The organism is Allopontixanthobacter sp. (genome assembly GCF_034376665.1).
In the GTDB taxonomy this organism is placed as follows: Bacteria; Pseudomonadota; Alphaproteobacteria; order Sphingomonadales; family Sphingomonadaceae; genus Allopontixanthobacter.
In genome coordinates this window covers 54,938-76,603 of record NZ_JAXMJI010000102.1, presented here as the reverse complement: position 1 = coordinate 76,603, position 21,666 = coordinate 54,938, and the positions used below count along the sequence as shown (strand labels likewise).

25 protein-coding genes are annotated in these 21,666 nt (G+C 63.4%); 9 read left to right on the top strand and 16 right to left on the bottom strand.

Translation table 11 applies throughout. The annotated features are described in order from the left end of the window. Positions 1–969 (top strand): hypothetical protein (locus U0988_RS11785; RefSeq protein WP_322292813.1); only part of this gene is annotated, 969 nt, incomplete at its 5' end. A 6-nt stretch (positions 970–975) separates the two neighbouring features. Here U0988_RS11785 and U0988_RS11780 read toward each other — a convergent pair. The 10 genes from U0988_RS11780 to U0988_RS11735 all read right to left on the bottom strand — a co-directional run bounded on the left by U0988_RS11780 (position 976) and on the right by U0988_RS11735 (position 8,513). After that, a complete protein-coding gene (locus U0988_RS11780) occupies positions 976–1,344 on the bottom strand; it encodes an iron-sulfur cluster assembly accessory protein (RefSeq protein ID WP_322292812.1) in 369 nt (122 codons plus the stop codon). Beyond that, positions 1,344–1,829, bottom strand: coding sequence for an SUF system Fe-S cluster assembly protein (locus U0988_RS11775; RefSeq protein ID WP_322292811.1), 486 nt, complete (start codon positions 1,827–1,829; stop codon positions 1,344–1,346). Before U0988_RS11775 ends, U0988_RS11780 begins: the two co-directional genes overlap by 1 nt. Next, entirely contained in the window at positions 1,829–3,049 is a 1,221-nt protein-coding gene (locus tag U0988_RS11770; RefSeq protein ID WP_322292810.1) for a cysteine desulfurase, read from the bottom strand. The genes U0988_RS11775 and U0988_RS11770 overlap by 1 nt, the downstream gene beginning before the upstream one ends. Further along, positions 3,046–3,813, bottom strand: a complete 768-nt coding sequence (locus U0988_RS11765) for a SufD family Fe-S cluster assembly protein (protein ID WP_322292809.1) — start codon at positions 3,811–3,813, stop codon at positions 3,046–3,048. The genes U0988_RS11770 and U0988_RS11765 overlap by 4 nt, the downstream gene beginning before the upstream one ends. Then, the gene (sufC, locus tag U0988_RS11760; protein WP_322292808.1) at positions 3,813–4,568 is read right to left on the bottom strand and encodes a Fe-S cluster assembly ATPase SufC; all 756 of its coding nucleotides are present in this window, start codon (positions 4,566–4,568) and stop codon (positions 3,813–3,815) included. Before sufC ends, U0988_RS11765 begins: the two co-directional genes overlap by 1 nt. 9 nt (positions 4,569–4,577) lie before the next feature. Then, positions 4,578–5,066, bottom strand: a complete 489-nt coding sequence (locus U0988_RS11755; RefSeq protein WP_322292807.1) for an endonuclease domain-containing protein — start codon at positions 5,064–5,066, stop codon at positions 4,578–4,580. Beyond that, the gene (locus U0988_RS11750; RefSeq protein WP_322292806.1) at positions 5,063–5,581 is read right to left on the bottom strand and encodes an endonuclease domain-containing protein; all 519 of its coding nucleotides are present in this window, start codon (positions 5,579–5,581) and stop codon (positions 5,063–5,065) included. Before U0988_RS11750 ends, U0988_RS11755 begins: the two co-directional genes overlap by 4 nt. After that, positions 5,578–7,074, bottom strand: a complete 1,497-nt coding sequence (gene sufB / locus U0988_RS11745) for a Fe-S cluster assembly protein SufB (RefSeq protein ID WP_322292805.1) — start codon at positions 7,072–7,074, stop codon at positions 5,578–5,580. The genes U0988_RS11750 and sufB overlap by 4 nt, the downstream gene beginning before the upstream one ends. Then, positions 7,071–7,484: an SUF system Fe-S cluster assembly regulator gene (locus U0988_RS11740; protein ID WP_322292804.1), complete on the bottom strand. Its 414-nt coding sequence runs from the start codon at positions 7,482–7,484 to the stop codon at positions 7,071–7,073. The genes sufB and U0988_RS11740 overlap by 4 nt, the downstream gene beginning before the upstream one ends. Positions 7,485–7,604: 120 nt before the next feature. Continuing rightward, complete coding sequence (locus U0988_RS11735) at positions 7,605–8,513, bottom strand: AraC family transcriptional regulator (protein ID WP_322292803.1); 909 nt, start codon at positions 8,511–8,513, stop codon at positions 7,605–7,607. 289 nt (positions 8,514–8,802) lie between these two features. Between U0988_RS11735 and U0988_RS11730 the strand changes: the two genes are divergently transcribed. The 3 genes from U0988_RS11730 to U0988_RS11720 all read left to right on the top strand — a co-directional run bounded on the left by U0988_RS11730 (position 8,803) and on the right by U0988_RS11720 (position 13,485). Next, a complete protein-coding gene (locus U0988_RS11730) occupies positions 8,803–9,834 on the top strand; it encodes a quinone-dependent dihydroorotate dehydrogenase (RefSeq protein ID WP_322292802.1) in 1,032 nt (343 codons plus the stop codon). Between the two features lie 10 nt (positions 9,835–9,844). Then, the gene (gene ggt / locus U0988_RS11725) at positions 9,845–11,581 is read left to right on the top strand and encodes a gamma-glutamyltransferase (protein ID WP_322292801.1); all 1,737 of its coding nucleotides are present in this window, start codon (positions 9,845–9,847) and stop codon (positions 11,579–11,581) included. A 98-nt stretch (positions 11,582–11,679) separates the two neighbouring features. Further along, positions 11,680–13,485 (top strand): AMP-dependent synthetase/ligase, encoded by a 1,806-nt coding sequence (locus U0988_RS11720; protein WP_322292824.1) that lies wholly within the window; start codon positions 11,680–11,682, stop codon positions 13,483–13,485. A gap of 60 nt (positions 13,486–13,545) precedes the next feature. On the opposite strand, the gene U0988_RS11715 is transcribed toward U0988_RS11720, so the two are convergent. The 3 genes from U0988_RS11715 to U0988_RS11705 all read right to left on the bottom strand — a co-directional run bounded on the left by U0988_RS11715 (position 13,546) and on the right by U0988_RS11705 (position 15,649). After that, positions 13,546–14,070, bottom strand: coding sequence for a hypothetical protein (locus tag U0988_RS11715; RefSeq protein ID WP_322292800.1), 525 nt, complete (start codon positions 14,068–14,070; stop codon positions 13,546–13,548). A 209-nt stretch (positions 14,071–14,279) separates the two neighbouring features. Next, the gene (gene thiS, locus U0988_RS11710; RefSeq protein WP_322292799.1) at positions 14,280–15,260 is read right to left on the bottom strand and encodes a sulfur carrier protein ThiS; all 981 of its coding nucleotides are present in this window, start codon (positions 15,258–15,260) and stop codon (positions 14,280–14,282) included. Continuing rightward, the gene (locus U0988_RS11705; RefSeq protein ID WP_322292798.1) at positions 15,257–15,649 is read right to left on the bottom strand and encodes a MerC domain-containing protein; all 393 of its coding nucleotides are present in this window, start codon (positions 15,647–15,649) and stop codon (positions 15,257–15,259) included. Before U0988_RS11705 ends, thiS begins: the two co-directional genes overlap by 4 nt. 266 nt (positions 15,650–15,915) lie before the next feature. Between U0988_RS11705 and U0988_RS11700 the strand changes: the two genes are divergently transcribed. From U0988_RS11700 to rpsI, 4 genes are all read left to right on the top strand, one after another. Next, positions 15,916–16,902 (top strand): COX15/CtaA family protein, encoded by a 987-nt coding sequence (locus U0988_RS11700; RefSeq protein ID WP_416172393.1) that lies wholly within the window; start codon positions 15,916–15,918, stop codon positions 16,900–16,902. Beyond that, positions 16,899–17,642, top strand: coding sequence for a hypothetical protein (locus U0988_RS11695; protein ID WP_322292796.1), 744 nt, complete (start codon positions 16,899–16,901; stop codon positions 17,640–17,642). The genes U0988_RS11700 and U0988_RS11695 overlap by 4 nt, the downstream gene beginning before the upstream one ends. A gap of 187 nt (positions 17,643–17,829) precedes the next feature. Further along, entirely contained in the window at positions 17,830–18,309 is a 480-nt protein-coding gene (gene rplM / locus U0988_RS11690; RefSeq protein ID WP_322292795.1) for a 50S ribosomal protein L13, read from the top strand. After that, positions 18,309–18,887 carry a 30S ribosomal protein S9 gene (rpsI, locus tag U0988_RS11685; RefSeq protein WP_322292794.1) on the top strand — a complete coding sequence of 193 codons (579 nt, stop codon included), beginning with the start codon at positions 18,309–18,311 and terminating at the stop codon, positions 18,885–18,887. Before rplM ends, rpsI begins: the two co-directional genes overlap by 1 nt. A gap of 67 nt (positions 18,888–18,954) precedes the next feature. Here the strand turns inward: rpsI and U0988_RS11680 are convergent, their stop codons facing one another. From U0988_RS11680 to U0988_RS11670, 3 genes are all read right to left on the bottom strand, one after another. Beyond that, the gene (locus U0988_RS11680) at positions 18,955–19,815 is read right to left on the bottom strand and encodes a metallophosphoesterase family protein (protein WP_322292793.1); all 861 of its coding nucleotides are present in this window, start codon (positions 19,813–19,815) and stop codon (positions 18,955–18,957) included. Further along, positions 19,805–20,671, bottom strand: coding sequence for a diacylglycerol kinase family protein (locus U0988_RS11675; protein WP_322292792.1), 867 nt, complete (start codon positions 20,669–20,671; stop codon positions 19,805–19,807). Before U0988_RS11675 ends, U0988_RS11680 begins: the two co-directional genes overlap by 11 nt. Before the next feature lie 80 nt (positions 20,672–20,751). Beyond that, entirely contained in the window at positions 20,752–21,018 is a 267-nt protein-coding gene (locus U0988_RS11670) for a hypothetical protein (protein ID WP_322292791.1), read from the bottom strand. 212 nt (positions 21,019–21,230) lie between these two features. Here U0988_RS11670 and U0988_RS11665 point away from each other — a divergent pair, with 212 nt between their 5' ends. Continuing rightward, complete coding sequence (locus U0988_RS11665) at positions 21,231–21,554, top strand: UrcA family protein (protein WP_322292790.1); 324 nt, start codon at positions 21,231–21,233, stop codon at positions 21,552–21,554. The last annotated feature ends 112 nt before the right edge of the window (positions 21,555–21,666 follow it).

Here is a 21,666-nt window from a genome sequence, read left to right as displayed (position 1 = left end):
CTTGAACATTCGAGGAACGGCGAGCCAATGGGTATTCAGTTCGGCAATCTTGCGGCCAGGGTACGCAGCGACGGTGTAATCAGCGCAGACGAAATCGCCGCCTTGCGAAGTGCGGGCTGGCGTGACGGCCGCGTCAGCCGCGAGGAGGCCGAGAGCCTGTTTTCGATCAACGATTCGATAGCTTCGCCGGACGAGGCGTGGTGCGATTTTTTCACCGAAGCGGTCGGCGAATACGTCATCAACGGCACCGATCCGAAAGGCTACGTCGCGCAGGAGGAAGCCAATTGGCTGGTCCAGCAAATTACCCGCGACGGGCGGCTATGCGCGATGAGCGAGTTGGAACTGCTGGTGCGGGTTTTCGAACGCGCGCGCAATGTCCCCGATTCGCTGAAGGCCTTCGTTCTCGCGCAGCTGGAACAGGCAGTGCTGACCGGCAGTGGCCCGACGCGCGGCGGCGGTGAATTGTCCGAGACCCATATCAGCAGCGCGGAAGTGCAGATCATTCGCCGGATGCTGTTCGCGCCCGCCAGCGACCGCCCGGCTGGCGTCAGCCGGCGCGAGGCGGCAATGCTGTTCCGTCTGAAGGATGCGACACTTGGCGCACCGAACGTTCCCGAATGGAAGACGCTGTTCGCGCAGGGCGTGGGCAATTATCTGATGGGCTATTCGCCCGAAAATGCGGAGCTCGAGCGGGTCCGTGCCATGGAGCTCGAGACGTTCGTGGCTGATAACCGGGCCAGCATCGGCAGCTTCATGGGCCGGATGGCCAGCACCAGCCCGCGCACCTTTGCCGCGGTATTCGGGAAGAGGTCGCCTGCCGCCGGCACCGCCGATGGAGTAGCCCGGGCGCAGGATCTGACGAGCGATGAACGCCTGTGGCTGGAAGGCCAGATGGCCCGCAACGGCCAGATCGACGAATATGACCAGGCGCTGCTCGACTTCATCGACGAAGTTACCGCCGAGAGTTGAACCCAGTCAGACCATGAAGCTTTCGCCGCAGCCGCAGGCACCCTTTGCGTTGGGGTTTGCGAAGGTGAATCCGGCGGTGAAATCGTCTTCCACCCAGTCCATCACCGACCCCACAAGATACAGCACGCTTGCACCGTCGATATAGAGAACCCCGCCGGGCGTGGTGATTTTCTCGTCGAATTTCACTTCCTCGGTCACGTAGTCGACCGAGTAGGCGAGGCCCGAACAGCCGCGGCGCGGGGTCGAGAGCTTGACCCCGATTGCGCCTTCAGGAGCTTTCGCCATCAGATCGGCGATGCGCTGCTCGGCCCGCGGCGTCAGGGTGACGGCAGCGGGCAGTTGGCGGGTCTTGGTGGTTGTTTGATCGTCAGCCATCACAGCATCCCCAGTTCAAGGCGCGCTTCGTCGCTCATCTTCTGCGGATCCCACGGCGGATCCCACACCAGCACCACTTCCGCATCGCGCACGCCCGGCACCGCGCCTGCGCGTAATTCCACTTCGGAAGGCATGCTCTCGGCCACCGGGCAATTCGGCGTGGTCAGCGTCATGCTGATGGTCACATCGGCATCGGGCGAGACATCGACCCCGTAAATCAGGCCGAGATCGTAGATGTTCACCGGAATTTCCGGATCGTAAATCTCCTTCAGCGCCTCGACCACGGCCTCGTACAGATCGCCGCCCGGTTCGCTGGATGAAACCTCTTCCGGTTTCTTGTTCAGGAAGCCTTCCAGATAGTCGCGTTTGCGCTCCAGCTTTTCGCCCATGCTTTCTGCGACCGTTTCCAGGTCTTCGACGCGCGCGCGCCTTGGCGCTGCCACAGCATCCACTTCCTCGACCGCGATCTTGCCCGGTTCGTTCATCAGCCAAAAATCCTTGTCGTGCGTTCAATCCCGCGCAGCAGCGCGGCAATGTCATCCTCGTCGCTATACAGGCCGAAACTGGCGCGGGCGGTTGCCGGTACGCCCAGATGCGCCATCAGCGGCTGGGCGCAGTGGTGGCCGGCCCGGATCGCGACATTCTCTTCATCCAATATGGTGCCCAGATCGTGCGGGTGAACCCCCTCCATCGCGAAGGACACGATACCCGCCGATTTTTCCGGTCCGAACAGGCGGACCGAATTGATGCCGCGCAATTCGTCGCGCAATTTCCCGGCCAGCGCGCTTTCATGGGCGAAGTGGCTTTCCATGCCGCCGACACTTTCGACATAGTCCACAGCGGCATGCAGCGCGATCACCTCGGTGATCATCGGCGTGCCAGCCTCGAACCGCTGCGGCGCGGGGGCATAGGTGGTTTCTGCGAAAGTCACCTTGTCGATCATCGCGCCGCCGCCCTGCCACGGGGGCATCGCGTTCAGAATTTCCTCACGCGCCCACAGCACCCCGACGCCGGTGGGACCGTAAAGCTTGTGGCCCGACCAGACGTAGAAATCGCAATCCAGCTCCGCCATGTCGAGCCGCATCCGCGGGGCCGCCTGACAGCCATCGAGCAGGAATTTCGCGCCGACCGAATGCGCCAGTTTTGCTGCTCGCTTCGCGCCCAATATCGATCCGAGCACGTTGGAAACATGCGCCAGCGCGACGATCTTGTGCGCGGGGGTGAGCATTTTTTCCAGCGCGTCGAGATCGATCCGGTGATCTTCCGTCAGCGGGCAGACGTCGATTTCGGCGCCAACCTTCTGCGCCACCATCTGCCACGGCACGATGTTGGAATGGTGTTCCAGTTGGCTGAGCATGATCCGGTCGCCCGGCTTCAGGTTAGCGGTCCCCCAGCTTTGCGCGACGAGGTTGATCCCCTCGGTCGCGCCGCGCAGGAACACGACTTCGTTCGCACTGCGCGCGCCCATAAATGCCGCGACCCGTTCGCGCGCGGCCTCATAGCCCTGCGTCATCCTGGCCGAGCGGGAATAAACCCCCCGATGCACGGTCGCGTAATCGCGGCCCAAGGCGCTGCTCATCGCGTCGATCACCGCCTGCGGGTTCTGCGCTGTCGCAGCGGTGTCGAGATAATGCCACGGCTTCCCGTCAGCCGTGACGAGGCCGGGAAAATCCGCCTTCCGGCTCAGGATCGCGACATCGCTCATACCGCGTCACCCAGCTTTTCGAGGACATGGCCAAGCATCACTTCGCGCGCCTCATCATCCGCCATCGCGGCGAAGGCATCGCCGATGAAGGCCTGCACCAGCAGCCGCCGGGCGACCTCGGGCGGCAATCCGCGCGCGGCCATGTAGAAGGCGGCACTATCGTCCAGCGCACCGATGGCGGCGCCGTGGGCGCATTTCACGTCGTCGGCGAAGATTTCGAGTTCGGGCTTGGTGTTGGCGGAGGCCCCTTTTTCCAGCAGGAGTGCGCGGAAATTCTGCGCCGCGTCGGTTTTCTGGGCATCGCGGACAACTTCGATCCGGCCGAGAAAATTCCCCGTCGATGTGCCGCCTTGCACCGCCCGCACGACCTGGTTGGAAGTACCGTCAGGCTCCGCATGGATGACCCTTGTGACGAATTCCTGCACCATCTCGCCGCCGCCGACAGTGACGCCGCCAAATTCGAAATGCGCGCCTTCCGACAAGGTGATTTCCAGTTCCAGCCGGCGATACCTTCCGCCAGTGATGGCCGCGAAGCAGGTGAAAGTGCCGCCCGCACCGACATTCACCCGCAGCCGTTCGGTGCCGCTGGTGTCGTCGAGGAAGGTGAAAATCTCGTCACGCGTCTCGCCTGCCGGAACCTCCAGCCTGCGCCAGTGATGAATTGCTGCGAGGTCGGCGGCTGCGAGGTAGGCGCTGTCGGAATAGCGCCAATCCTCGTCCCTGTTACTCGGGCGCACGGTGGGAAGGGTTGCGACATCGGCCATCAGGCAGCTTCTTCCTGTACGACCGCTTCATAGCCTTCGCTTTCCAGTTGGTGGGCGAGTTCCGCGCCGCCGGTCTTCACGATCCGGCCGTTCGCGAGCACATGGACATAGTCCGGCTTCACATATTCGAGCAGCCGCTGGTAATGGGTGATCAGCAGCACCGCCCGGTCCGGCTTGCGCATGATTGCATTGATCCCGTCGCCGACAATGCGCAACGCGTCGATGTCGAGACCGGAGTCGGTTTCGTCCAGCACAGCGAATTTCGGGCCCAAGATGCCCATCTGGACCATCTCGGCGCGCTTTTTCTCGCCGCCGGAAAAGCCAACATTGACCTGCCGCTTGAGCATTTCCATGTCCATTCGCAGCAGCGCGGCCTTTTCCTTCGCCAGCTTCAGGAACTCGCCGCCCGACAGCGGAGCCTCGCCCCGCGCACGGCGCTGCGAATTGAGCGATTCGCGCAGGAACTGAACGTTGGACACACCGGGAATTTCGACCGGATACTGGAATCCAAGAAACAGGCCGAGCGCGGCGCGTTCATGCGGTTCGAGATCAAGCAGGTCCTTACCCATGAAGCTGACACTGCCGCCGGTGACTTCGTAACCGGGCCGCCCGCCGAGTACATAGGCGAGCGTCGACTTGCCCGCGCCGTTGGGGCCCATGATCGCGTGCACTTCGCCCGCATTGATGCTCAGCGAAAGGCCGCTCAGGATGGCCGTGCCGCCCACTTCGGCGGTGAGGTTGTCGATTTTCAGCATTTGTGTCTCTCAATATCCCGCGTTGTAGGCGTCTGCGACGGGCGTAACCGGTGGGGTTCGGGGCCGGCGGGGTTTCTCGAACGGGGTTTTCAGCATCTCGAGGATCTCCGCGCAGACCGCGTCGACATCCTCCAGAACCGCCTCGTTGGTGAATCGCAGCACGCGCACGCCGACTTCGGCCAGCTTGCGGTCGCTCATCGCCTGCAGTTCGGCATCGATGTCCAGATCGTCGATCTCGACCACCAGCCACACCGTCGGACAGGCGAAATCGACGATCGAGGTGCCGACGATGAACTGCTTCTTGAACTTGAAACCGCCCAGCTTCTGGTTGGCGAGCCGCGTCCACAGCAGCTTTTCCGCATCGGTCGGATTGCGCCGCCGATCGCGCGCCATGTCGTGCAGCCGGTCGAGCCGCTTGCCCTTGACCCCCCAAGTGTCACGCGGGTCGGTAGCGTCCGATTTCGGACCGGTGCTGATGGAGAGTGTTTTCTTGGTCATCCGACCGATCCTTCAAGGCTAATCGCCAACAATTTTTGTGCTTCCACCTCTTTAAGCCCCTCACCTTCAGGGGAGGGGTTGGGGTGGGGCCTGTCGGCCGATTCAAGCGTCTGCAAAATCAATGTCAAAACCCCGTCCATATTTCTCATCACATCGGGGTTGCTGACGTGCAGGACCCGGTAACCAAAACCATTTAAATATGCATCGCGGCGATCTTCCCGTGCTGTGTCAGCGTGCGTATCGCCATCTACTTCGACAATCAGCTTCACGGAGGTGCAGACGAAATCCGCAATCGCCCGGCCAATCACCTGTTGGCGGCGGAACTTGAAACCACCGAGCCGGGAATTTGACAGGCCCCGCCACAAGCGCAGCTCAGGCTCGGTCGGGTTGTTGCGCATGGCGCGGGCGCGAGTCTGCAGCGTAGCGAGCTGTTCTTCTGACAGCCCCCACCCCTTGCCCCTCCCCTGAAGGGGAGGGGTTTTCGAGTCTCGGCCTTTGTCCCAAAGGCTGATCATCCGACCGATCCTTCAAGACTAATCGCCAGCAGCTTCTGCGCTTCGACCGCAAATTCCATTGGCAATTGCTTCATCACTTCTTTCGCAAATCCGTTGACGATCAGCGCCACCGCTTCTTCCGCGCCCAGCCCGCGTTGCATCGCGTAGAACAGCTGGTCGTCCGAAATCTTGCTGGTGGTTGCCTCGTGCTCGATCTGGGCGCTCGGGTTCTTCACCTCGATATAGGGCACGGTGTGCGCGCCGCTGAGGCTGCCGAGCAGCAGGCTGTCGCACTGGGTGAAATTGCGCACGTTATCGGCATTGGCGCCCACCCGGACTAACCCGCGATAGGTGTTGTTCGAACGACCCGCGCTGATCCCCTTGGAGATGATCGTGCTACGGGTCCCCTTGCCGTTGTGGATCATCTTGGTGCCGGTGTCGGCCTGCTGGTAATTGTTGGTCACCGCGACCGAGTAGAACTCGCCCACGCTGTCCTCGCCGTTGAGGACGCAGGAGGGGTATTTCCACGTCACCGCGCTGCCGGTTTCGACCTGGGTCCAGCTGATTTTCGACCGCGCGCCTTGGCATAGCCCGCGCTTGGTGACGAAATTGTAGATCCCGCCCTTGCCTTCGCTGTCGCCCGGATACCAGTTCTGGACGGTCGAATATTTGATCTCCGCATCGTCCATCGCGACCAATTCCACCACCGCGGCGTGGAGCTGGTTTTCATCGCGCATCGGGGCGGTGCAGCCTTCGAGATAGCTGACGTAGCTGCCCTTTTCCGCCACGATCAGCGTGCGTTCGAACTGGCCGGTGTTTTCGGCGTTGATCCGGAAATAGGTGCTGAGCTCCATCGGGCAGCGGACGCCCTCGGGAATGTAGACGAAGGTGCCGTCCGAAAAGACCGCGCAATTGAGCGTGGCGAAATAATTGTCGCGCATCGGCACGACCTTGCCCAGCCACGCCTTGACCAGTTCGGGATATTCGCGGATCGCTTCGCTGATCGACCGGAAAATGACCCCGGCCCGTTCGAGTTCGGCGCGGAATGTGGTCGCCACCGAAACGCTGTCGAACACCGCATCGACTGCAACTTTACGCGCCCCTTCGACCCCGGCAAGGACTTCCTGTTCCGCGATCGGGATCCCCAGTTTCTCGTACACGCGGAGGATTTCCGGATCGACCTCGTCGAGACTGCCGAGTTTCGGTTTCTTGGTCGGTTCGGCGTAATAATACGCATTCTGATAGTCGATCGGCGGAATATTGAGTTTGGCCCAATCGGGCGTTTCCATGGTCTGCCACAGGCGGAACGCCTTCAACCGCCAGTCGAGCATCCATTCGGGCTCGTTCTTCTTGGCCGAAATGAACCGGACGGTGTCTTCGCTCAGCCCCTTGGGCGCGAAGTCCTGTTCGATGTCGGACGACCAGCCGAATTCATAGGTTTCAAGGCGTTTGGCGGCATCGCGCGCGGCCTTGTCCTGGATCTCTGCTTCCGGAATGGTAGTCTGTTCGTTCATGCCATTTCTCTCTGGGCCAGCTGCGTCAGCGGAATCCCCGCCAAAGCGCCGCGCATCGCATCGTTCACCGCGCCCCAGTGGGGCCGCACGCTGCAGGTTCGCTCCAGCGCGCAATCATGCTTGCCGTGTTCGACACAGGCGGTCAGCGCGATCGGACCTTCGACCGCCTCGACAATATCCGCGAGCGTGATCGCCGCAGCCGGGCGGGCCAGTTGCAGCCCGCCGCCGACCCCGCGGACCGAACGCAGCAGGCCGGCCGCCGTCAGCTTGCTGACCAGTTTCTGCACCGTCGGCGCGGGCAAACCGGTTTCGGCCGCAAGTTCCGCCGCGGAGACCCGTGCGAAGCCGCAATGGCGCGCGGCGGCGCACATCGTGACGACGGCATAATCGGCCATGCTGGACAGGCGCATTGCAAGCTTCCCGGTTAAATCGGACGAATTCGTTCCGATTTCACCTAGTGACGCATTTGTTCGGTTTCAACGCATTTTCCCTTGTTGCGAGTCGTTAGCAATCCGGGCAGCCGGTTGTGCTCAGATCAGGTCCTGCGAGCCCATACCGATCTCTCGAAAATTCTTCGGGTCGAGCATCTCGGTCAGGTAAGGGTGATCTTCGTTGCCCAGCCGGGCCGGTGTCCGGCCCGCGAACAGCCGTATTTCGCGGATCATGTGCGATTGGTCGTAAAACGCATCATACACCTTCGCTTCGAATTCCGGCGTGAGGTTCGGCAGCGACAGCAGCGCGGCGGCCCGCAACCCGCGGTATTTGCGTTTCAGCGCCACCGGCGGCACGCCGAAATACCGCTCGACCAGCCGCTGCACCTGGCGCTTCGAATAGGACGACCGCTCGTAGAGGCTTTCGATCGGGGGGTGGATCGATTCGCCGAGCCATTGCCCGGTCAGCCGAATAAGCTGTGCATGGCGGCTGTTCACCGGGCGAAGGTGGTCCCCGATGTAATCCGCCAACCGCATGGCGCAGGCGGTGCCGTCCAAACTGCCATCGATATAGGCGCTGCATAATTCTTCGCCCAGCACACCGATATCGCGCCCCAGCCACTCCGCCGCATCGAGCAGCCGGTTGGCATGTTTGCTGGCGTCCATGCCGGTCAGTGCGGCCCAGCCGAGCGGCGACATGGATGCTCCGATCGCATGGAACGGTCCCGCCATTTCGAACGGACTGGCGGCCGTGCTGGGCGTCAACAGATTGGTCCGGTGCGCGGGATCTTTCCGGCCGCCGGGAAAGTGCATTGCGCCTTGCCCGCAGGGAAACAAGGTCAGGTGCCCGACGCCGGCGGGCTGGATTTCCTTGATCTCCGGCTCGTCGCATCGAAAGTGATAGAACGTGGTCACATAATCGGTCAGCGATGCCGGCACCGCGATATATTCGATCTGGATCAAGGAAGCCCTGGTGAGCGGTCTGGCTTCGCCTTGGGCAATGGTCACCAGAGTTCCTTCGCGACGTGACAAAAAAAGGGCGGCCCCCTGTTTAAAGGAACCGCCCCTGAAGTCGAGGAACTCTATGCATTGCTGCCAGAGCCCTTCGGGTCGCAGCGACTCTATAGGCGCACCTGCACCGATTCTGATTGTATGTAAGCGACAGAAAAGATGAAACATCTGCAATGTTTGAAACGTTCGTTGCAACCCGCTGGCATAAAACGCTGATTCGATCGCGCCCGTGATCCGGTTCGCGGGGAAAGTTGCCGGGACCGCTCGGGCCGGATAGAGGCCAGGGATGATCTTCGGTATCCTTCGCCCGGGCCTGTTTGCGCTTGATCCGGAAACCGCCCACGCACTGACACTGACCGCGTTGAAATGTAGTCCGCGGACGGCGCCGCCCGCCGCCGGGCCGCTCGCCGTGACCGTGGCGGGGCTGCATTTTCCCAATCCCCTCGGCATGGCGGCCGGGTTCGACAAGGACGCCGAAGTTCCCGATGCACTGCTGGGCCTCGGGTTCGGCTTTGCCGAAGTGGGTTCGATCACCCCTCTGCCGCAGGCGGGTAACCCGAAGCCGCGCCTGTTTCGCCTGGTGGAAGACCGCGCGGTGATCAATCGGATGGGCTTCAACAACAGGGGATCACACAGGGCACAGGCGCGGCTCGAGCGGCGGGTGGGCCGGAATGCCGGAATTGTCGGCATCAATATCGGGGCCAACAAGGATTCGCCCGACCGCACTGCGGATTACGCGGTGATGACCCGGATGATGGCACCGCTCGCCAGCTATCTGGCAGTCAACATCTCCAGCCCGAATACGCCCGGCCTGCGGGCGCTGCAGGATGAAGGTGCACTTGCGGCCCTGCTCGATGCGGTGATCGAAGCCCGCGGGAGCAGCACGGCACCGATCTTCCTGAAAGTCGCGCCCGATCTCCAGCCTGCCGATATCGACGCCATCGCGCGCATCGCGCTCGACAGGAACCTGGGCGCGCTGATCGTGTCCAACACCACGATTTCCCGTCCGCCACTGAAATCGCCCCATGCCGGCGAGACCGGCGGGCTCTCGGGTGCGCCCCTGCGCGATCTGGCGCAGCAGCGCCTGCGCGATTTTCGAAGCGCCACCGGCGGGGTGATCCCGCTGGTCGGGGTCGGGGGAATCGCGAGCGCGGAGGACGCCTGGGCCCGGATCAGGGCAGGTGCGAGCCTGGTCCAGCTTTACACCGCAATGGTCTATGGCGGCCCCGGTCTGCCGCGCCGGATCACCCGCGGGCTGGAGCGCCTGATGCAGCGCGACGGATTTTCTAGCATTGCAGAAGCGATTGGCAGCGAATAGCGCCGTAGCCATGAACATCCGCACACTGACCTTTCTCATCTCCGGCGTCCTCCTGACGGCCTGTCAGCCGCTCCAGACCGAGCGCCCGGAATTCGTCTCCCCGCCCCTTGCAACCCAGCCGGCCGAGCTGGAACGCGGCCTTGTCAGCGCGGCCGATCCCCGCGCCGCCGACGCCGGGGCGCGGATGCTGCGGATGGGCGGCAGCGCCACCGATGCCGCGATTGCCACGATGCTGGCGCTGACCGTGGTCGAACCGCAAAGCTCCGGGATCGGCGGCGGCGGGTTTTTCGTCCATGCAGCGCCCGATGGCACGGTGACCACGATCGACGGCCGCGAAACCGCGCCCTCGGCGGCGGCACCCGACTGGTTCCTTGACGAAGACGGCAAGCCGCTCGGCTACCGCGAGGCGGTTCTCTCCGGTCTCAGCGTCGGGGTTCCCGGCAATCTCCGCCTGGCCGGGATGGCTCACCGGCAATACGGCAGGCTGCCGTGGGAAACGCTGGTCGGGCCGGCGTTGGAACTGGCGCGCGACGGTTTCGCGATCAGCCCGCGGTTTCACGAATTCCTTGCCCGCTCGGCCGACCGCGCCGCTATCGACCCATATGGCAAGGAACTGTTCTACGACGCTGCAGGCAAACCCCAGCCCGCCGGAGCCCTGATTCGCAACCCGCGGCTGGCGACAGTTTTTCTGAAACTATCTGCCGAGGGTCCGGACAGTTTCTACCAGGGGTCTTTCGCAGCCGATCTCGCCGCACATGTCGCCGCGGCAACCCCGCGCCCGGCCGGAATGAGCGCCGCGGATGTGACATCCTACGCCGCGAAGCCGCGCGAGCCGGTGTGCGGAAAGTACCGCATCTACCGGATCTGCGGCATGGGTCCGCCATCGTCCGGGGCAACCACAGTCTATGCCATTCTCAAGCAGCTGGAACCATTCGATCTCGCCGCTACCGGTCCCGGATCGCCGACCAGCTGGCACCTGTTCGCCGAATCGCAGCGGCTCGCCTATGCAGACCGGGAACGGTATCTGGCCGATCCCGATTTCGTGCCGGTGCCCGTGGGCTGGCTGACCGACGCAGACTATCTGACCGCCCGCGCGGCGCTGATTTCCGCGACCTCCACCATGGCGGCCGCGCAGCCCGGGATTGCGCCGCAGACCGCCCTTGCCCCGCCGGACGGGACCGAGCCGCCGGAAAGCGGGACCTCCCATTTCGTCGCCATCGACAGCGCCGGGAATGCGGTCAGCTATACCTCCACCATCGAAGGGTCGTTCGGTTCGGGGCTGATGTTCGGCGGTTTCTACCTCAACAACGAATTGACCGATTTCAGCTTTACCCCCCTCGAGGATGGCCGCACCGTCGCCAACCGGGTCGAGGGGAGCAAGCGCCCGCGCAGTTCGATGGCGCCGACTGTGGTGTACGGACCGGACGGCAAGCTCATGTATGCAGTGGGCGCAGCGGGCGGCGGGACGATCCCCGTTCAGGTCGCCAAGACGCTGATGGGTCTTATCGATTTCGGCCTCTCACTGGACGAGGCGCTGGCGCTTCCGCAGCTCTATTCACCCGGCGACGTGGTGGTGATCGAACAAGGCAGCGCACTGGAAGCAATGGTGGATGATCTGAAGGCGCTGGGCCACGCCCAGATCACCGCGAGACCCCTGCCGCTCAAGACCAACGCCGCCCAGTGGACCCCCGAGGGCTGGATCGGTGCCGCCGACCCGCGCAGCGAAGGCGCTTCCGTCCGTCAGTAATCAGGCCAACAGTGGTCTTGCCGCTAGGCTGAAGGCAGCCTAGATCGAACCGGTAAAGCCCGCGGTGAACGGGCCAGAGTGCGGGACCAGGGGAGCGGATTTTGCAACTATCCGATATCGATCAGGCAAATAATCTCGTCAGTCTGTTTCTGACCCGCGCCGCGGAGCGGGGCGACCACCCTTTCCTCGGCGCGAAAATCGATGGAACCTGGCAAACCATCAGCTGGAGCGAAGCGGCAGACCGGGTCTGCCTGCTGGCCGAAGGGCTGCGCCGACTCGGCCTGACGGACGGCGACCGGGTGGCGCTGGTATCCGAGAACCGCCCCGAATGGTGCATTGCCGATCTTGCCATCATGGCGGCCGGATGCATCACTGTCCCGACCTATGTCACCAACACCCAGCGCGACCATCAGCACATCCTCGACAATTCCGGTGCGCGGGCGGTGATTGTTTCCAACGCCAGACTGTCGGTCCCGCTGATCCCCGCAATCATGGGGTCCGGCATGGCCGAACATATGGTTGCGATCGACGACATCCGCAAATTCCAGTCCGGCGGCATTGCCTGCCACGCCTGGGCGGACATGCTGGAAGGCGATCCGGCGGCAGCCCGCGCGGCGGTGGATGCGCGGCTTGCGGGGATCAAGCGTACCGACATCGCCTGCATTATCTACACCAGCGGCACCGGCGGCGCACCGCGCGGGGTGATGCAGCATCACGGCGCGATCCTGTGCAATGTCGCGGGCGCGGCGCACATCCTGGCGGAAGATTTCGGCTGGGACGAAGAACGCTTCCTCAGTTTCCTGCCGCTCAGCCATGCCTATGAACATTCGGGCGGCCAGTTCCTGCCGATCGGGATGGGCGCGGAAATCTTCTATGCCGAAGGGCTGGACAAGCTCGCCGCCAATATCGAGGAAACCCGCCCGACCATCATGGTGGTCGTCCCGCGCCTGTTCGAAGTGCTGCGTACCCGGATCATGAAGCAGATCGAAAAGCAGGGCACACTGGCCAATTACATGATGGACCGCGCGCTGGCGATCGGCGAGAACAAGCAGGCGGGCCGCATCCGGCTGCGCGACAAGCCGATGAACGCGCTTCTCGAACGGGCGCTGCGGCCCAAGGTTCGGGCGAAATTCGGCGGGCGGATCAAGGCCATGGTCTCGGGCGGGGCGCCGCTTAATCCGGATGTCGGAATTTTCTTCGACGCGATGGGCCTGACCATGCTGCAGGGGTACGGCCAGACGGAGGCGGGCCCGGTCATCAGCTGCAACCGCCCGCGTGCGGGAATCACCATGGACAGCGTCGGGCCGCCGATGCGCGGGGTCGAGATCAGGATTGCCGAAGATGGCGAGATCCTGTGCCGGGGCGAACTGGTGATGCAGGGCTATTGGCAGAACAAGGCGGAAACCGAACGCACGCTGGTGGATGGCTGGCTGCATACCGGCGATATCGGGCATCTCGACGACGGCGGCCGAATCGTGATTACCGACCGCACGAAGGACATGATCGTCAACGACAAGGGGGACAATGTCGCCCCGCAGAAGATCGAGGGAATGCTGACCCTGCAGCCGGAAATCGGGCAGGCGATGGTGTCGGGCGACAAACGGCCCTACATCGTCGGCCTGCTCGTTCCCGAAGCGGAATGGGCGCTGGAGTGGGCGCGCGAAAACGGCGAGAAATTCGATCTGGCCGAATTGCAGGAACTGCCCGCCTTCCGCAGCGCGTTGCGGGCAGCGGTCGACCGGGTGAACAAGGAACTGTCGGTTACCGAAAAAGTGCGCCGGTTCGCCTTTGCCGACGAGGCGTTCTCGGTCGAGAACGAGGAAATGACGCCGAGCCTCAAAATCCGTCGGCACAAGATCAGGGAGCGCTACGGCGACCGGCTTGCGGGGCTGTACCGTGGCTAACCGCCAGCGGGCAACCGAGTCAATTCTGGTGTGGCCCCCGGACCGTCCGCTACGATGCGGTCACGCCGCGGCTTCGTCCACCCAGTCGGGGTAGAACGCCGGTTCCCGGTCGGACCAGCCGGGCGCGGTGGCTGCTGCTTCACTGAGGGACTTGAGCAGGTCCTTGCGCCGGTTGGGCCGGATCTGCGGCAAAGCGGCAGCTGCACAGAAAGCGGAGGGCAGCCACGGCCGGACACGCGCGCCGAGCAGCCGTTCGTAAAGGAACCGGTACGCGGAAAAGCTGGTCAGCCGCTCCTGCGCCAGGTCGAAGGCCGACACCCGCAGCAGCTTGCCCATGAACGGCTCGAGATCGTCGAAGCCGTTTCCGCTGGGCGCGGCGGCCCGCAGGCCTTTCAGTTCCTGATAGGAGACATACTGGCTGCGGATCGAGGCGTTTTCCGATGCGTCCCGCGCCCACAGCTTGAACGCATCGTGCCGCCCGAGGCCGATGTCGAGGCTCCGCTTGATGTAACGCTGTTCTGCCGGGGTGAAGCCCGCAAACTCGCGCAATTCGGAGATCGTCATGGAAGCGGTGCTGGTCGTCATCGTGCGAAACTTTCCCTGTTGTAGGAAGGTTTTCGCCCATCATGGTTAACATCGCGTTATTTATGAGTGTTTGTTTCCCAGGATCAAGTTTTCGGACGGGCCGTGATCAGTCGCGGCAGCCAGAACGCGACCGCGTGACGGCCGGTCAGGCCGCCCCCGCGGAGGCGTCGGCAAAGCCGACTGGCCGCGAGCGAAAAAGCGCTCTCCCGCTAGATCAACCCCGCAAGCGGGCTGCTGGGGTCGGCGTATTTGCGCGTGCCCATGCGGCCGGAGAGGTACGCGTGCCGACCTGCCTCCACCGCCAGCTTCATCGCGCGGGCCATGCGTATGGGGTCTTTCGCCTCGGCAATGGCGGTGTTCATCAGCACCCCGTCGCAGCCCAGTTCCATCGCCACCGCGGCGTCGGACGCGGTTCCGACCCCCGCGTCGACCAGCACCGGCACGCTGGCGCCTTCCACGATCAGGCGGATGGTGACGCGGTTCTGGATGCCCAGACCCGAACCGATCGGCGCGCCCAGCGGCATCACCGCCACTGCGCCGGCTTGTTCCAGCTGCTTGGCGGCGATCGGATCATCAGTGCAATAGACCATCGGAAGAAAGCCCTCCTTCGCCAGCACTTCGGTTGCCTTCAGCGTTTCGCGCATGTCGGGATAGAGCGTGCGCGCTTCGCCGAGCACCTCGAGCTTGACCAGATCCCAGCCCCCCGCCTCCCGCGCCAGGCGCAGCGTGCGGATGGCATCCTCGGCGGTGAAGCAGCCCGCGGTGTTGGGCAGATAGGTGACTTTCTTCGGATCGATGAAATCGGTCAGCATCGGCGCTTTCGGATCGCTGACGTTGACCCGGCGCACCGCGACGGTGACGATTTCCGCCCCGCTCGCCTCGAGCGCCGCGGCGTTCTGCGCGAAATCCTTGTATTTGCCGGTGCCGACGATCAGGCGGGAGGTGAATGTGCGTCCGGCAACTTCCCAGCGGTCGTCATGGTCCCCGCCGCCGACGAAATGGACGATTTCGAGAGTATCGCCCTCGGCAAGCGGAACCTCTGCCAGGGTCGAACGCGGCACGATTTCTCCGTTGCGCTCGACCGCGACCTTGGCCGGATCAAGTTCCAGTTCCCGCACCAGAGCGGCAATCGTCGGGGCGGTAGTGCGGCGGGTTTCGCCGTTGACGGATAGATTGAGCTGGGCGTTCATGCCCTGCCAGATAGCGTCCCGTGCGTGTGGCGCAAGTTGAGTATGTGGCCCAGCGTCACCAGAGAGACACCGATTATCGTCAGCACAGCTTCCTGCACTCCGTGGGGAACGGCCAATGCACCGCCCATGAAGGTCAGGCCCATCATCGCCACCACGAAGGGTGCCATCCGCCGGTGGCGCAGCGCGCCCCAGCCGATCGCCACAGCCGCGATCAGCAGCGCGATCACCAGTCCGTAGCGGTGAATGTCGGGGGAAAACAGCCATTGTCCGCCGATGCCGATCGCGGAAACCACCACGATACTGGCGAGGCAATGCAGCGCGCACAGGGCCGAAAGGAGTATTCCGGCGCGGTCAAGCCGCGCACGAATCGAGAGGAGACCGCTGTGCATAGTTCAAGCCATGTATGTGACGATGTATCATTCTGCAAGGTAATTGGGTTCGGCTGGTCCCGTTTGCGACAAGGATCGCCGCCAAGCCCCGAAAATATTGCAGAAAATTCACCGCTCCTTGCGAAGGATGCACTTCCAAGAGCCTTGCGCTTTTGCCCGACTAATTCCAGTAGAGGGCGATGGTCGCAGCACTCGCTCATCAAAATCCGTCACCTTCCCACCGGGGAATGGATCGGCCGCTCGTTCTGGTACGCTGGTTGTGGGTAATGGCCGCGATGGTAATCGTCATGGTGGTGGTCGGCGGGATAACGCGTCTCACCGAATCGGGACTTTCGATCACCGAATGGAAGCCGATAATGGGTGCCCTGCCGCCGCTGAGCGAGGCACAGTGGCAAGCCGAGTTTGCAGCGTACAGGCAGATTCCGGAATATCAGCTGGTCACCGGACCTGCGGGCATGACGCTGGCGGACTACAAATTCATCTTCTTCTGGGAATGGTTCCACCGCCTGTGGGGCCGGCTGCTGGGCGTCGTGTTCGCGGTTCCGCTGCTGTGGTTCTGGATCAAGGGCATGATTCCGGCGGGATACAAGCCGCGCCTGCTTGCCTTGCTCGCGCTGGGCGGGATGCAGGGGGCATTCGGCTGGTTCATGGTCCGCTCCGGCCTGTCGGGCGAGATGACCGACGTCAGCCATTTCTGGCTGTCGATCCATTTGCTGACCGCCTTCTTCACTCTCGCTGGCCTGGTATGGACAGCACTGGACTTGCGCCGGCTCGGAACGCTTGGCTCGGCCCGGCCCGCGCGGATGACCGGTGTCGCGGCGTTCACGGCGGCGATCCTGTTCGTCCAGCTGCTGCTCGGCGCATGGGTAGCCGGCCTCAATGCAGGCCTTGCCTCCGACAGCTGGCCGCTGATGCAGGGGCGTCTGATCCCCGAATATGACACTTCGCGAGGGTTCTTCTACGCCCTCACCCATGATCCGTTCCTGCTGCATTTCATCCACCGCTGGTGGGCGTGGGTGGCGGTTGCCGCCCTGATTGTAATGGCGCGCAAGGTGCGTCCGCTCGACCGCCGGGCCTCGATTGCGATCCACTCGGCCTTCGGCACCCAGATAATCCTCGGCGTGGCGACGGTGTGGACCGGGGTTGATCTGTGGATTGCCACCGCGCACCAGCTGTTCGGGGCGCTGCTGGTGGCAGCAACTGCATGGGGCGCCCATGTGCTCGGCCGGCGGCCGCAGGCAAGAGCGGCATGAACCAATCGCGCCGCCAATCGCGCCGAGAGAGCTTGCGCCTGATCGCAGGCGCAGCTGCCATGCCGATGCTGGCGGCAGTATTCCCACGATTTGCCTCCGCAGCAGTCCGCGCGTTCGATCCTCCCGCATCGCCGATGAACCTGACCCGCACAGTGCTGCGCGATCTGCCTGGCGGGACCCGGATTACCGTGCGGCGCAGCTGGGAAGTCCGCTTCAGCAGGGTGGAGGACGGATTTTCCCTCACCGGGCGTCAGATCTCGGTCGATGTGGATGTACCGCCGCGATTGCAGGCGCTCGCGCAGATGGAGCAATCGCGCGAGGAGACTGGCCTGTTTCCCATGATCCTGTCGCCAGACGGCGTGATCACCGGGGGCGAGGAAAACCCCGACTCGACATGGTTCGACCGGGCGGTCGGCAAAGCTGCCGAGCAGATCGAGGGTGCCCGGATGCCCGAAGCCGAAACGGAGAGGATCATGGCAGCGCTGTCCGCCTTGCAAAGCTCGGCCACCGGGCCGACCGGCAAGGTGCCGCGCGACCTGTTCCGGCCCCAGCCCCTGCAATGGCAGGTGAACCGCGATGTCGAACTGCCCGGCGGCCTGTCCGGCACGATCGCGGTCCTGTTCGATGCGCGGATGGATGCGGCAGGCCAGCTGATGGCGCAGAGCGAACGGCGGATACTGTCAGCGGTCGGCGGCTCCAGCCGGACCTCCTCCGAAATCTGGGCTTTGGGGCGTAGCTAGCGCCCGATTGATTGGCCATCCTGGTTGGAGGTATTATTTTACCTCTCACGGAAGGGCCGGATTTGCTTGACTTAGCGGCCATAAACGAACAAATCGCCGGCTCTTCGAGGATCTCCGTCGGGGATTCGCCGAACAATCCGGCCCGGTTGCGATCGGGCCAGCCATTTTACAAGAACGGAACACTGCCATGAAGGCGCTCACCAAGAGCACCCGGTCGATCAAACCGGCCGAGGTTGAAAAGAACTGGCATCTGATCGATGCCGAAGGTCTGGTTGTAGGCCGGCTGGCGGTGATCGTCGCCAATCTGCTGCGCGGCAAGCACAAGCCGAGCTTCACCCCGCATGTCGATTGCGGCGACCATGTCATCATCATCAACGCCGACAAGGTGCAATTCACCGGCAACAAGATGACCGGCAAGACCTATTACAAGCACACCGGCCACCCCGGCGGGATCAAGGAAACGACCCCCGCCAAGGTGCTGGAAGGCCGCTTCCCGGAACGCGTCATGGAAAAGGCGATCACGCGGATGATTCCGCGCGGACCGCTGGGCCGGGCGCAGATGAAGGCGCTTCATCTCTATAACGGGACCGAGCATCCGCATGACGGGCAGAAGCCCACAGTGATGGATGTCGCTTCGCTGAATCGCAAGAACAAGGCTGCATCGTAATGGCTGACGAAAACACCAAGGATACCGGAACGGTTTCCGACCTCGCCGATCTGAAGGATCTTGCTTCGGCGCCGGCACCGGCGGCCGCGGCGGCTCCTGCTGCCGATAGCGATGCCGGTTCCGAAACCGTCGCTGCTCCGGTCGCTCCCTCGGCACCGGAAACTCCGCTGCGCGAACAGGAACTGGACGCACAGGGCCGCGCCTATGCCACTGGCCGCCGCAAGGATGCCAAGGCCCGCGTGTGGATCAAGCCCGGCAACGGCAAGATCACCGTCAACGGCCGCGACCAGGAAGCCTATTTCGCCCGTCCGACGCTGCGTCTGGTGATCAACCAGCCGTTCTCCATCTCCGACCGGGTGGAACAATATGACGTGGTCTGCACCGTCAAGGGCGGCGGGCTTTCGGGCCAGGCTGGCGCGGTCAAGCACGGCATCGCCCAGGCACTGTCGAAATTCGAACCGAAGCTGCGCGGCACGATGAAACTGGCCGGCTTCCTCACACGCGACAGCCGCGTGGTGGAACGCAAGAAGTACGGCAAGGCCAAGGCCCGCCGGAGCTTCCAGTTCTCGAAACGCTAAATTCCTTCGGGATTTTCACGAAAACGGGGCGGCCAGGCAACTGGTCGCCCCTTTTTTGTCCGCTCTATCAATGCACCGGCGGGTCGACGGGCGGCACACGGTTGACCGGCGCGACCGGCTCGCCCGGTGAGCGCGGCGGCATTGCATCCTCGGGCACCTCGTCGATCATCATCGCGCTCGACAACGCCGCTTCCTGGTTGCGCACCTCGACCCGGATGTCACCGCCGACCACGGTCAATTCGTTGAAACTGGGCGGAGTCGAGCGGATCCGGTGCGACAGGGTGCCCGCGCCGATCATCCGGACCGGACCGTTGGCGGTTTCCTGCACGATGTCGAATGCATCATGGACATGGCCGGTCAGCACCGCCGCGACCTTGCGCCGGGCCAGTTCGGCGAGGGCGCGAGTGCCGCCTCGGGTAAGCGCGGTCCCGTGCGTATCCACCTCGACCAGCGGATGGTGCGCGGTGACCAGCACGGTGGTTCCGGCGGGCAAGGCATCGATTGCCGCCAGCGTCCTCGCCAGCGCCTTGTCGGATACCGATCCCTTCGACCAGTTGAACCGCCACTGCGCCCGGGCAGTAGTCTTGAGCGGAACGATCGCCACCCCGGGCAAGTCGATCTCGCGCTCGATCATAGCCTTCAGGCCGCGAAACCGCTTGTACGGAGTCACGAAACGCTCGACCAGATTGTAATAGGGCATGTCGTGATTGCCCACCTCGATCGTCACCGGCACATCGACCGAGGAGATCCACTTTCGCGCAGCGGCAAATTCGCGGTGCCGCGCGCGCATGGTCAGATCGCCGGTTATCATCACCGCGTCGGGCCTGCGCCGGGCGATCTCGTCCGCTACCCAGCTCAAGGCGGAACGATCCTCGAGCCCGAAATGAATGTCGCTGAGATGGAACAGAAGTGCGCGGTCAGTCGTCATGCGGCGTCGCTAACAGATCGACCCTGCAGGGGGCCAGCCCAAAAACTTCTCGTGCACCGCCGGTAACCGGCTCGCCGTCGAACAGCAGTTCGATCGGGCTGCCATCGGTCTGGCGCAGGGTAATCTGCGCGAACAGGCCGAGATCGTCGTGCGGCCCTTCACGGAAGTTCCGCCGGAGCAGGGCGGCCCCTTGCGACAGGACGTCCCCGACCGTCTCGGCATAGAACCCCTTCACCTGCAGCCCCACTTCGGTGGGGAGAACTTCGATCAGAGGATACCCCTCCTCCCGCCCGCCAGCAGGTTCGATCACATGGACATTGGGGCCGTCATAGGTTTCCGCGATGGCATCGGCAGTTCCCGCGACGACGCCGGGAAGATCCGCTTCCCGCAGCGCCTCGCGCACGATATTCCAGCGTGTCCCCGGCCCAGCCAGCAGTTCGGCAAACGCGCTGCCGTGTGCAGTCGTTACCACCTGCGGCCGCGAAAGCCGCGCCTCGCCCCGGCAGTACCGCGTGAGGATGGTTTCCGCATCCTGATCGCTGTGGAGGCGTTTTGAAAGGAGGTTCATGGTTCCGCCCGGCAGGGGCAGCACCGCACCTTGCCAGCCTTCGAGCCGGGCGATGGCGGTGTTGAGCGTGCCGTCCCCGGTGAACACCGCAAGCACCCGCACGCCCGCGGCATCGAGTTCTGCAGCGGACGGCAAATCCTCGCCCGGAAAGTTGACTGTCCGGAGTATGCCTGCCCCCGCGCCCATTCCCGCCGCGGCGCAGCAGGCCTGCAATCGCTCCTCGCTATCGTCGGAATAGCTCCCGCTGGCGTTGTTCACCACGAGCCAAAGCGGTCCTGGGTTGGTCATGAAAATCCGTTCCTGCGGCAAGCTTGCGAAGATTCGCTGCGAATCGCAGTATCTTACCGTCCCCCGCGGCTCTGTGCATTTCAAAAGCGGCGCGACAGGATCAGCCATGCGGCCCCTGCGTTGAGCAGCGAATAGCCGAGATAGGCCCATGCCGCGAAGGTCCAGCCCCGGGCCGCCATCAACAGCGCCGCGAGCAGAACGACGAATTCCGCAGCGAGCATTGCGCGCCGTCCAAAGCGGGCGGCAAGCCGGCCGATTTCCGCCGACCTCGGGTGCGGGCCTTCCAGCACTGCGCGATGGAGCGCGAAATTGGCGATTCCCAGCAAGAAAATTATGATCAGCGACATCTGGGCGCAATCATGCACTCACCGTGGTCGATTGCCAAACACCATTCGTCCGCATTTTGATCGCCTTCGTCCGTCGATTACATCCGTGGTCGACCGAAAATCGACAGCAGTCGAAGTCCGGCTGCGCCTCCTCCAACCAGGGGGTAAACCAAGAATGCGAATGGCCTCCACCCCCCCCCTTGAACGGATGGCCCGCAGCTGGAGGAAATATCATGAAAAGCGCACTTATTGCCCTTGCCGCGGCAGGCTCCGCCCTCACCCTGATGGGCACTGCCGCACCCGCACTGGCCGCCCAGTCGAATGACGATCTGGTCATCGCCTATTCCGACCTCAACTTGGAAACCGCCGCGGGTCAGAAGGCCCTGACCCACCGGATTGACAAGGCGGCAAAGGATTTTTGTGGCTTGAACAACACGGTGACCGGTTCACGGATCAGCCGCCGGAGCAACGAGGCCAAGGAATGCTACCGTCAGGCGAAGGCTCTTGCCACGAAGCAAATGGCCAGGCTCCTCGACGACAAACGACTTGGCGGCTGATCACCCTCAGCTGTCGAAGCCCGGATCGGACCAGTCCCCCGGTCCGGGCTTCAATTTTCTCCGGTCATAAACTGGTCATCCGGGGCAATTACGCATTATCCGCCCGCGCGGC

What these genes read in the sequence shown, in the direction of transcription:
- sufB (WP_322292805.1), bottom strand. Translation starts at nt 7,074, where the DNA reads ATGAACGAACAGACTACCATTCCGGAAGCAGAGATCCAGGACAAGGCC.
- U0988_RS11750 (WP_322292806.1), bottom strand. Translation starts at nt 5,581, where the DNA reads ATGATCAGCCTTTGGGACAAAGGCCGAGACTCGAAAACCCCTCCCCTT.
- U0988_RS11700 (WP_416172393.1), top strand. Translation starts at nt 15,916, where the DNA reads ATGGCCGCGATGGTAATCGTCATGGTGGTGGTCGGCGGGATAACGCGT.
- U0988_RS11770 (WP_322292810.1), bottom strand. Translation starts at nt 3,049, where the DNA reads ATGAGCGATGTCGCGATCCTGAGCCGGAAGGCGGATTTTCCCGGCCTC.
- thiS (WP_322292799.1), bottom strand. Translation starts at nt 15,260, where the DNA reads ATGAACGCCCAGCTCAATCTATCCGTCAACGGCGAAACCCGCCGCACT.
- rplM (WP_322292795.1), top strand. Translation starts at nt 17,830, where the DNA reads ATGAAGGCGCTCACCAAGAGCACCCGGTCGATCAAACCGGCCGAGGTT.
- U0988_RS11715 (WP_322292800.1), bottom strand. Translation starts at nt 14,070, where the DNA reads ATGACGACCAGCACCGCTTCCATGACGATCTCCGAATTGCGCGAGTTT.
- rpsI (WP_322292794.1), top strand. Translation starts at nt 18,309, where the DNA reads ATGGCTGACGAAAACACCAAGGATACCGGAACGGTTTCCGACCTCGCC.
- sufC (WP_322292808.1), bottom strand. Translation starts at nt 4,568, where the DNA reads ATGCTGAAAATCGACAACCTCACCGCCGAAGTGGGCGGCACGGCCATC.
- U0988_RS11670 (WP_322292791.1), bottom strand. Translation starts at nt 21,018, where the DNA reads ATGTCGCTGATCATAATTTTCTTGCTGGGAATCGCCAATTTCGCGCTC.
- U0988_RS11755 (WP_322292807.1), bottom strand. Translation starts at nt 5,066, where the DNA reads ATGACCAAGAAAACACTCTCCATCAGCACCGGTCCGAAATCGGACGCT.
- U0988_RS11680 (WP_322292793.1), bottom strand. Translation starts at nt 19,815, where the DNA reads ATGACGACTGACCGCGCACTTCTGTTCCATCTCAGCGACATTCATTTC.
- U0988_RS11730 (WP_322292802.1), top strand. Translation starts at nt 8,803, where the DNA reads ATGATCTTCGGTATCCTTCGCCCGGGCCTGTTTGCGCTTGATCCGGAA.
- U0988_RS11775 (WP_322292811.1), bottom strand. Translation starts at nt 1,829, where the DNA reads ATGAACGAACCGGGCAAGATCGCGGTCGAGGAAGTGGATGCTGTGGCA.
- U0988_RS11675 (WP_322292792.1), bottom strand. Translation starts at nt 20,671, where the DNA reads ATGACCAACCCAGGACCGCTTTGGCTCGTGGTGAACAACGCCAGCGGG.
- ggt (WP_322292801.1), top strand. Translation starts at nt 9,845, where the DNA reads ATGAACATCCGCACACTGACCTTTCTCATCTCCGGCGTCCTCCTGACG.
- U0988_RS11740 (WP_322292804.1), bottom strand. Translation starts at nt 7,484, where the DNA reads ATGCGCCTGTCCAGCATGGCCGATTATGCCGTCGTCACGATGTGCGCC.
- U0988_RS11705 (WP_322292798.1), bottom strand. Translation starts at nt 15,649, where the DNA reads ATGCACAGCGGTCTCCTCTCGATTCGTGCGCGGCTTGACCGCGCCGGA.
- U0988_RS11780 (WP_322292812.1), bottom strand. Translation starts at nt 1,344, where the DNA reads ATGGCTGACGATCAAACAACCACCAAGACCCGCCAACTGCCCGCTGCC.
- U0988_RS11765 (WP_322292809.1), bottom strand. Translation starts at nt 3,813, where the DNA reads ATGGCCGATGTCGCAACCCTTCCCACCGTGCGCCCGAGTAACAGGGAC.
- U0988_RS11695 (WP_322292796.1), top strand. Translation starts at nt 16,899, where the DNA reads ATGAACCAATCGCGCCGCCAATCGCGCCGAGAGAGCTTGCGCCTGATC.
- U0988_RS11665 (WP_322292790.1), top strand. Translation starts at nt 21,231, where the DNA reads ATGAAAAGCGCACTTATTGCCCTTGCCGCGGCAGGCTCCGCCCTCACC.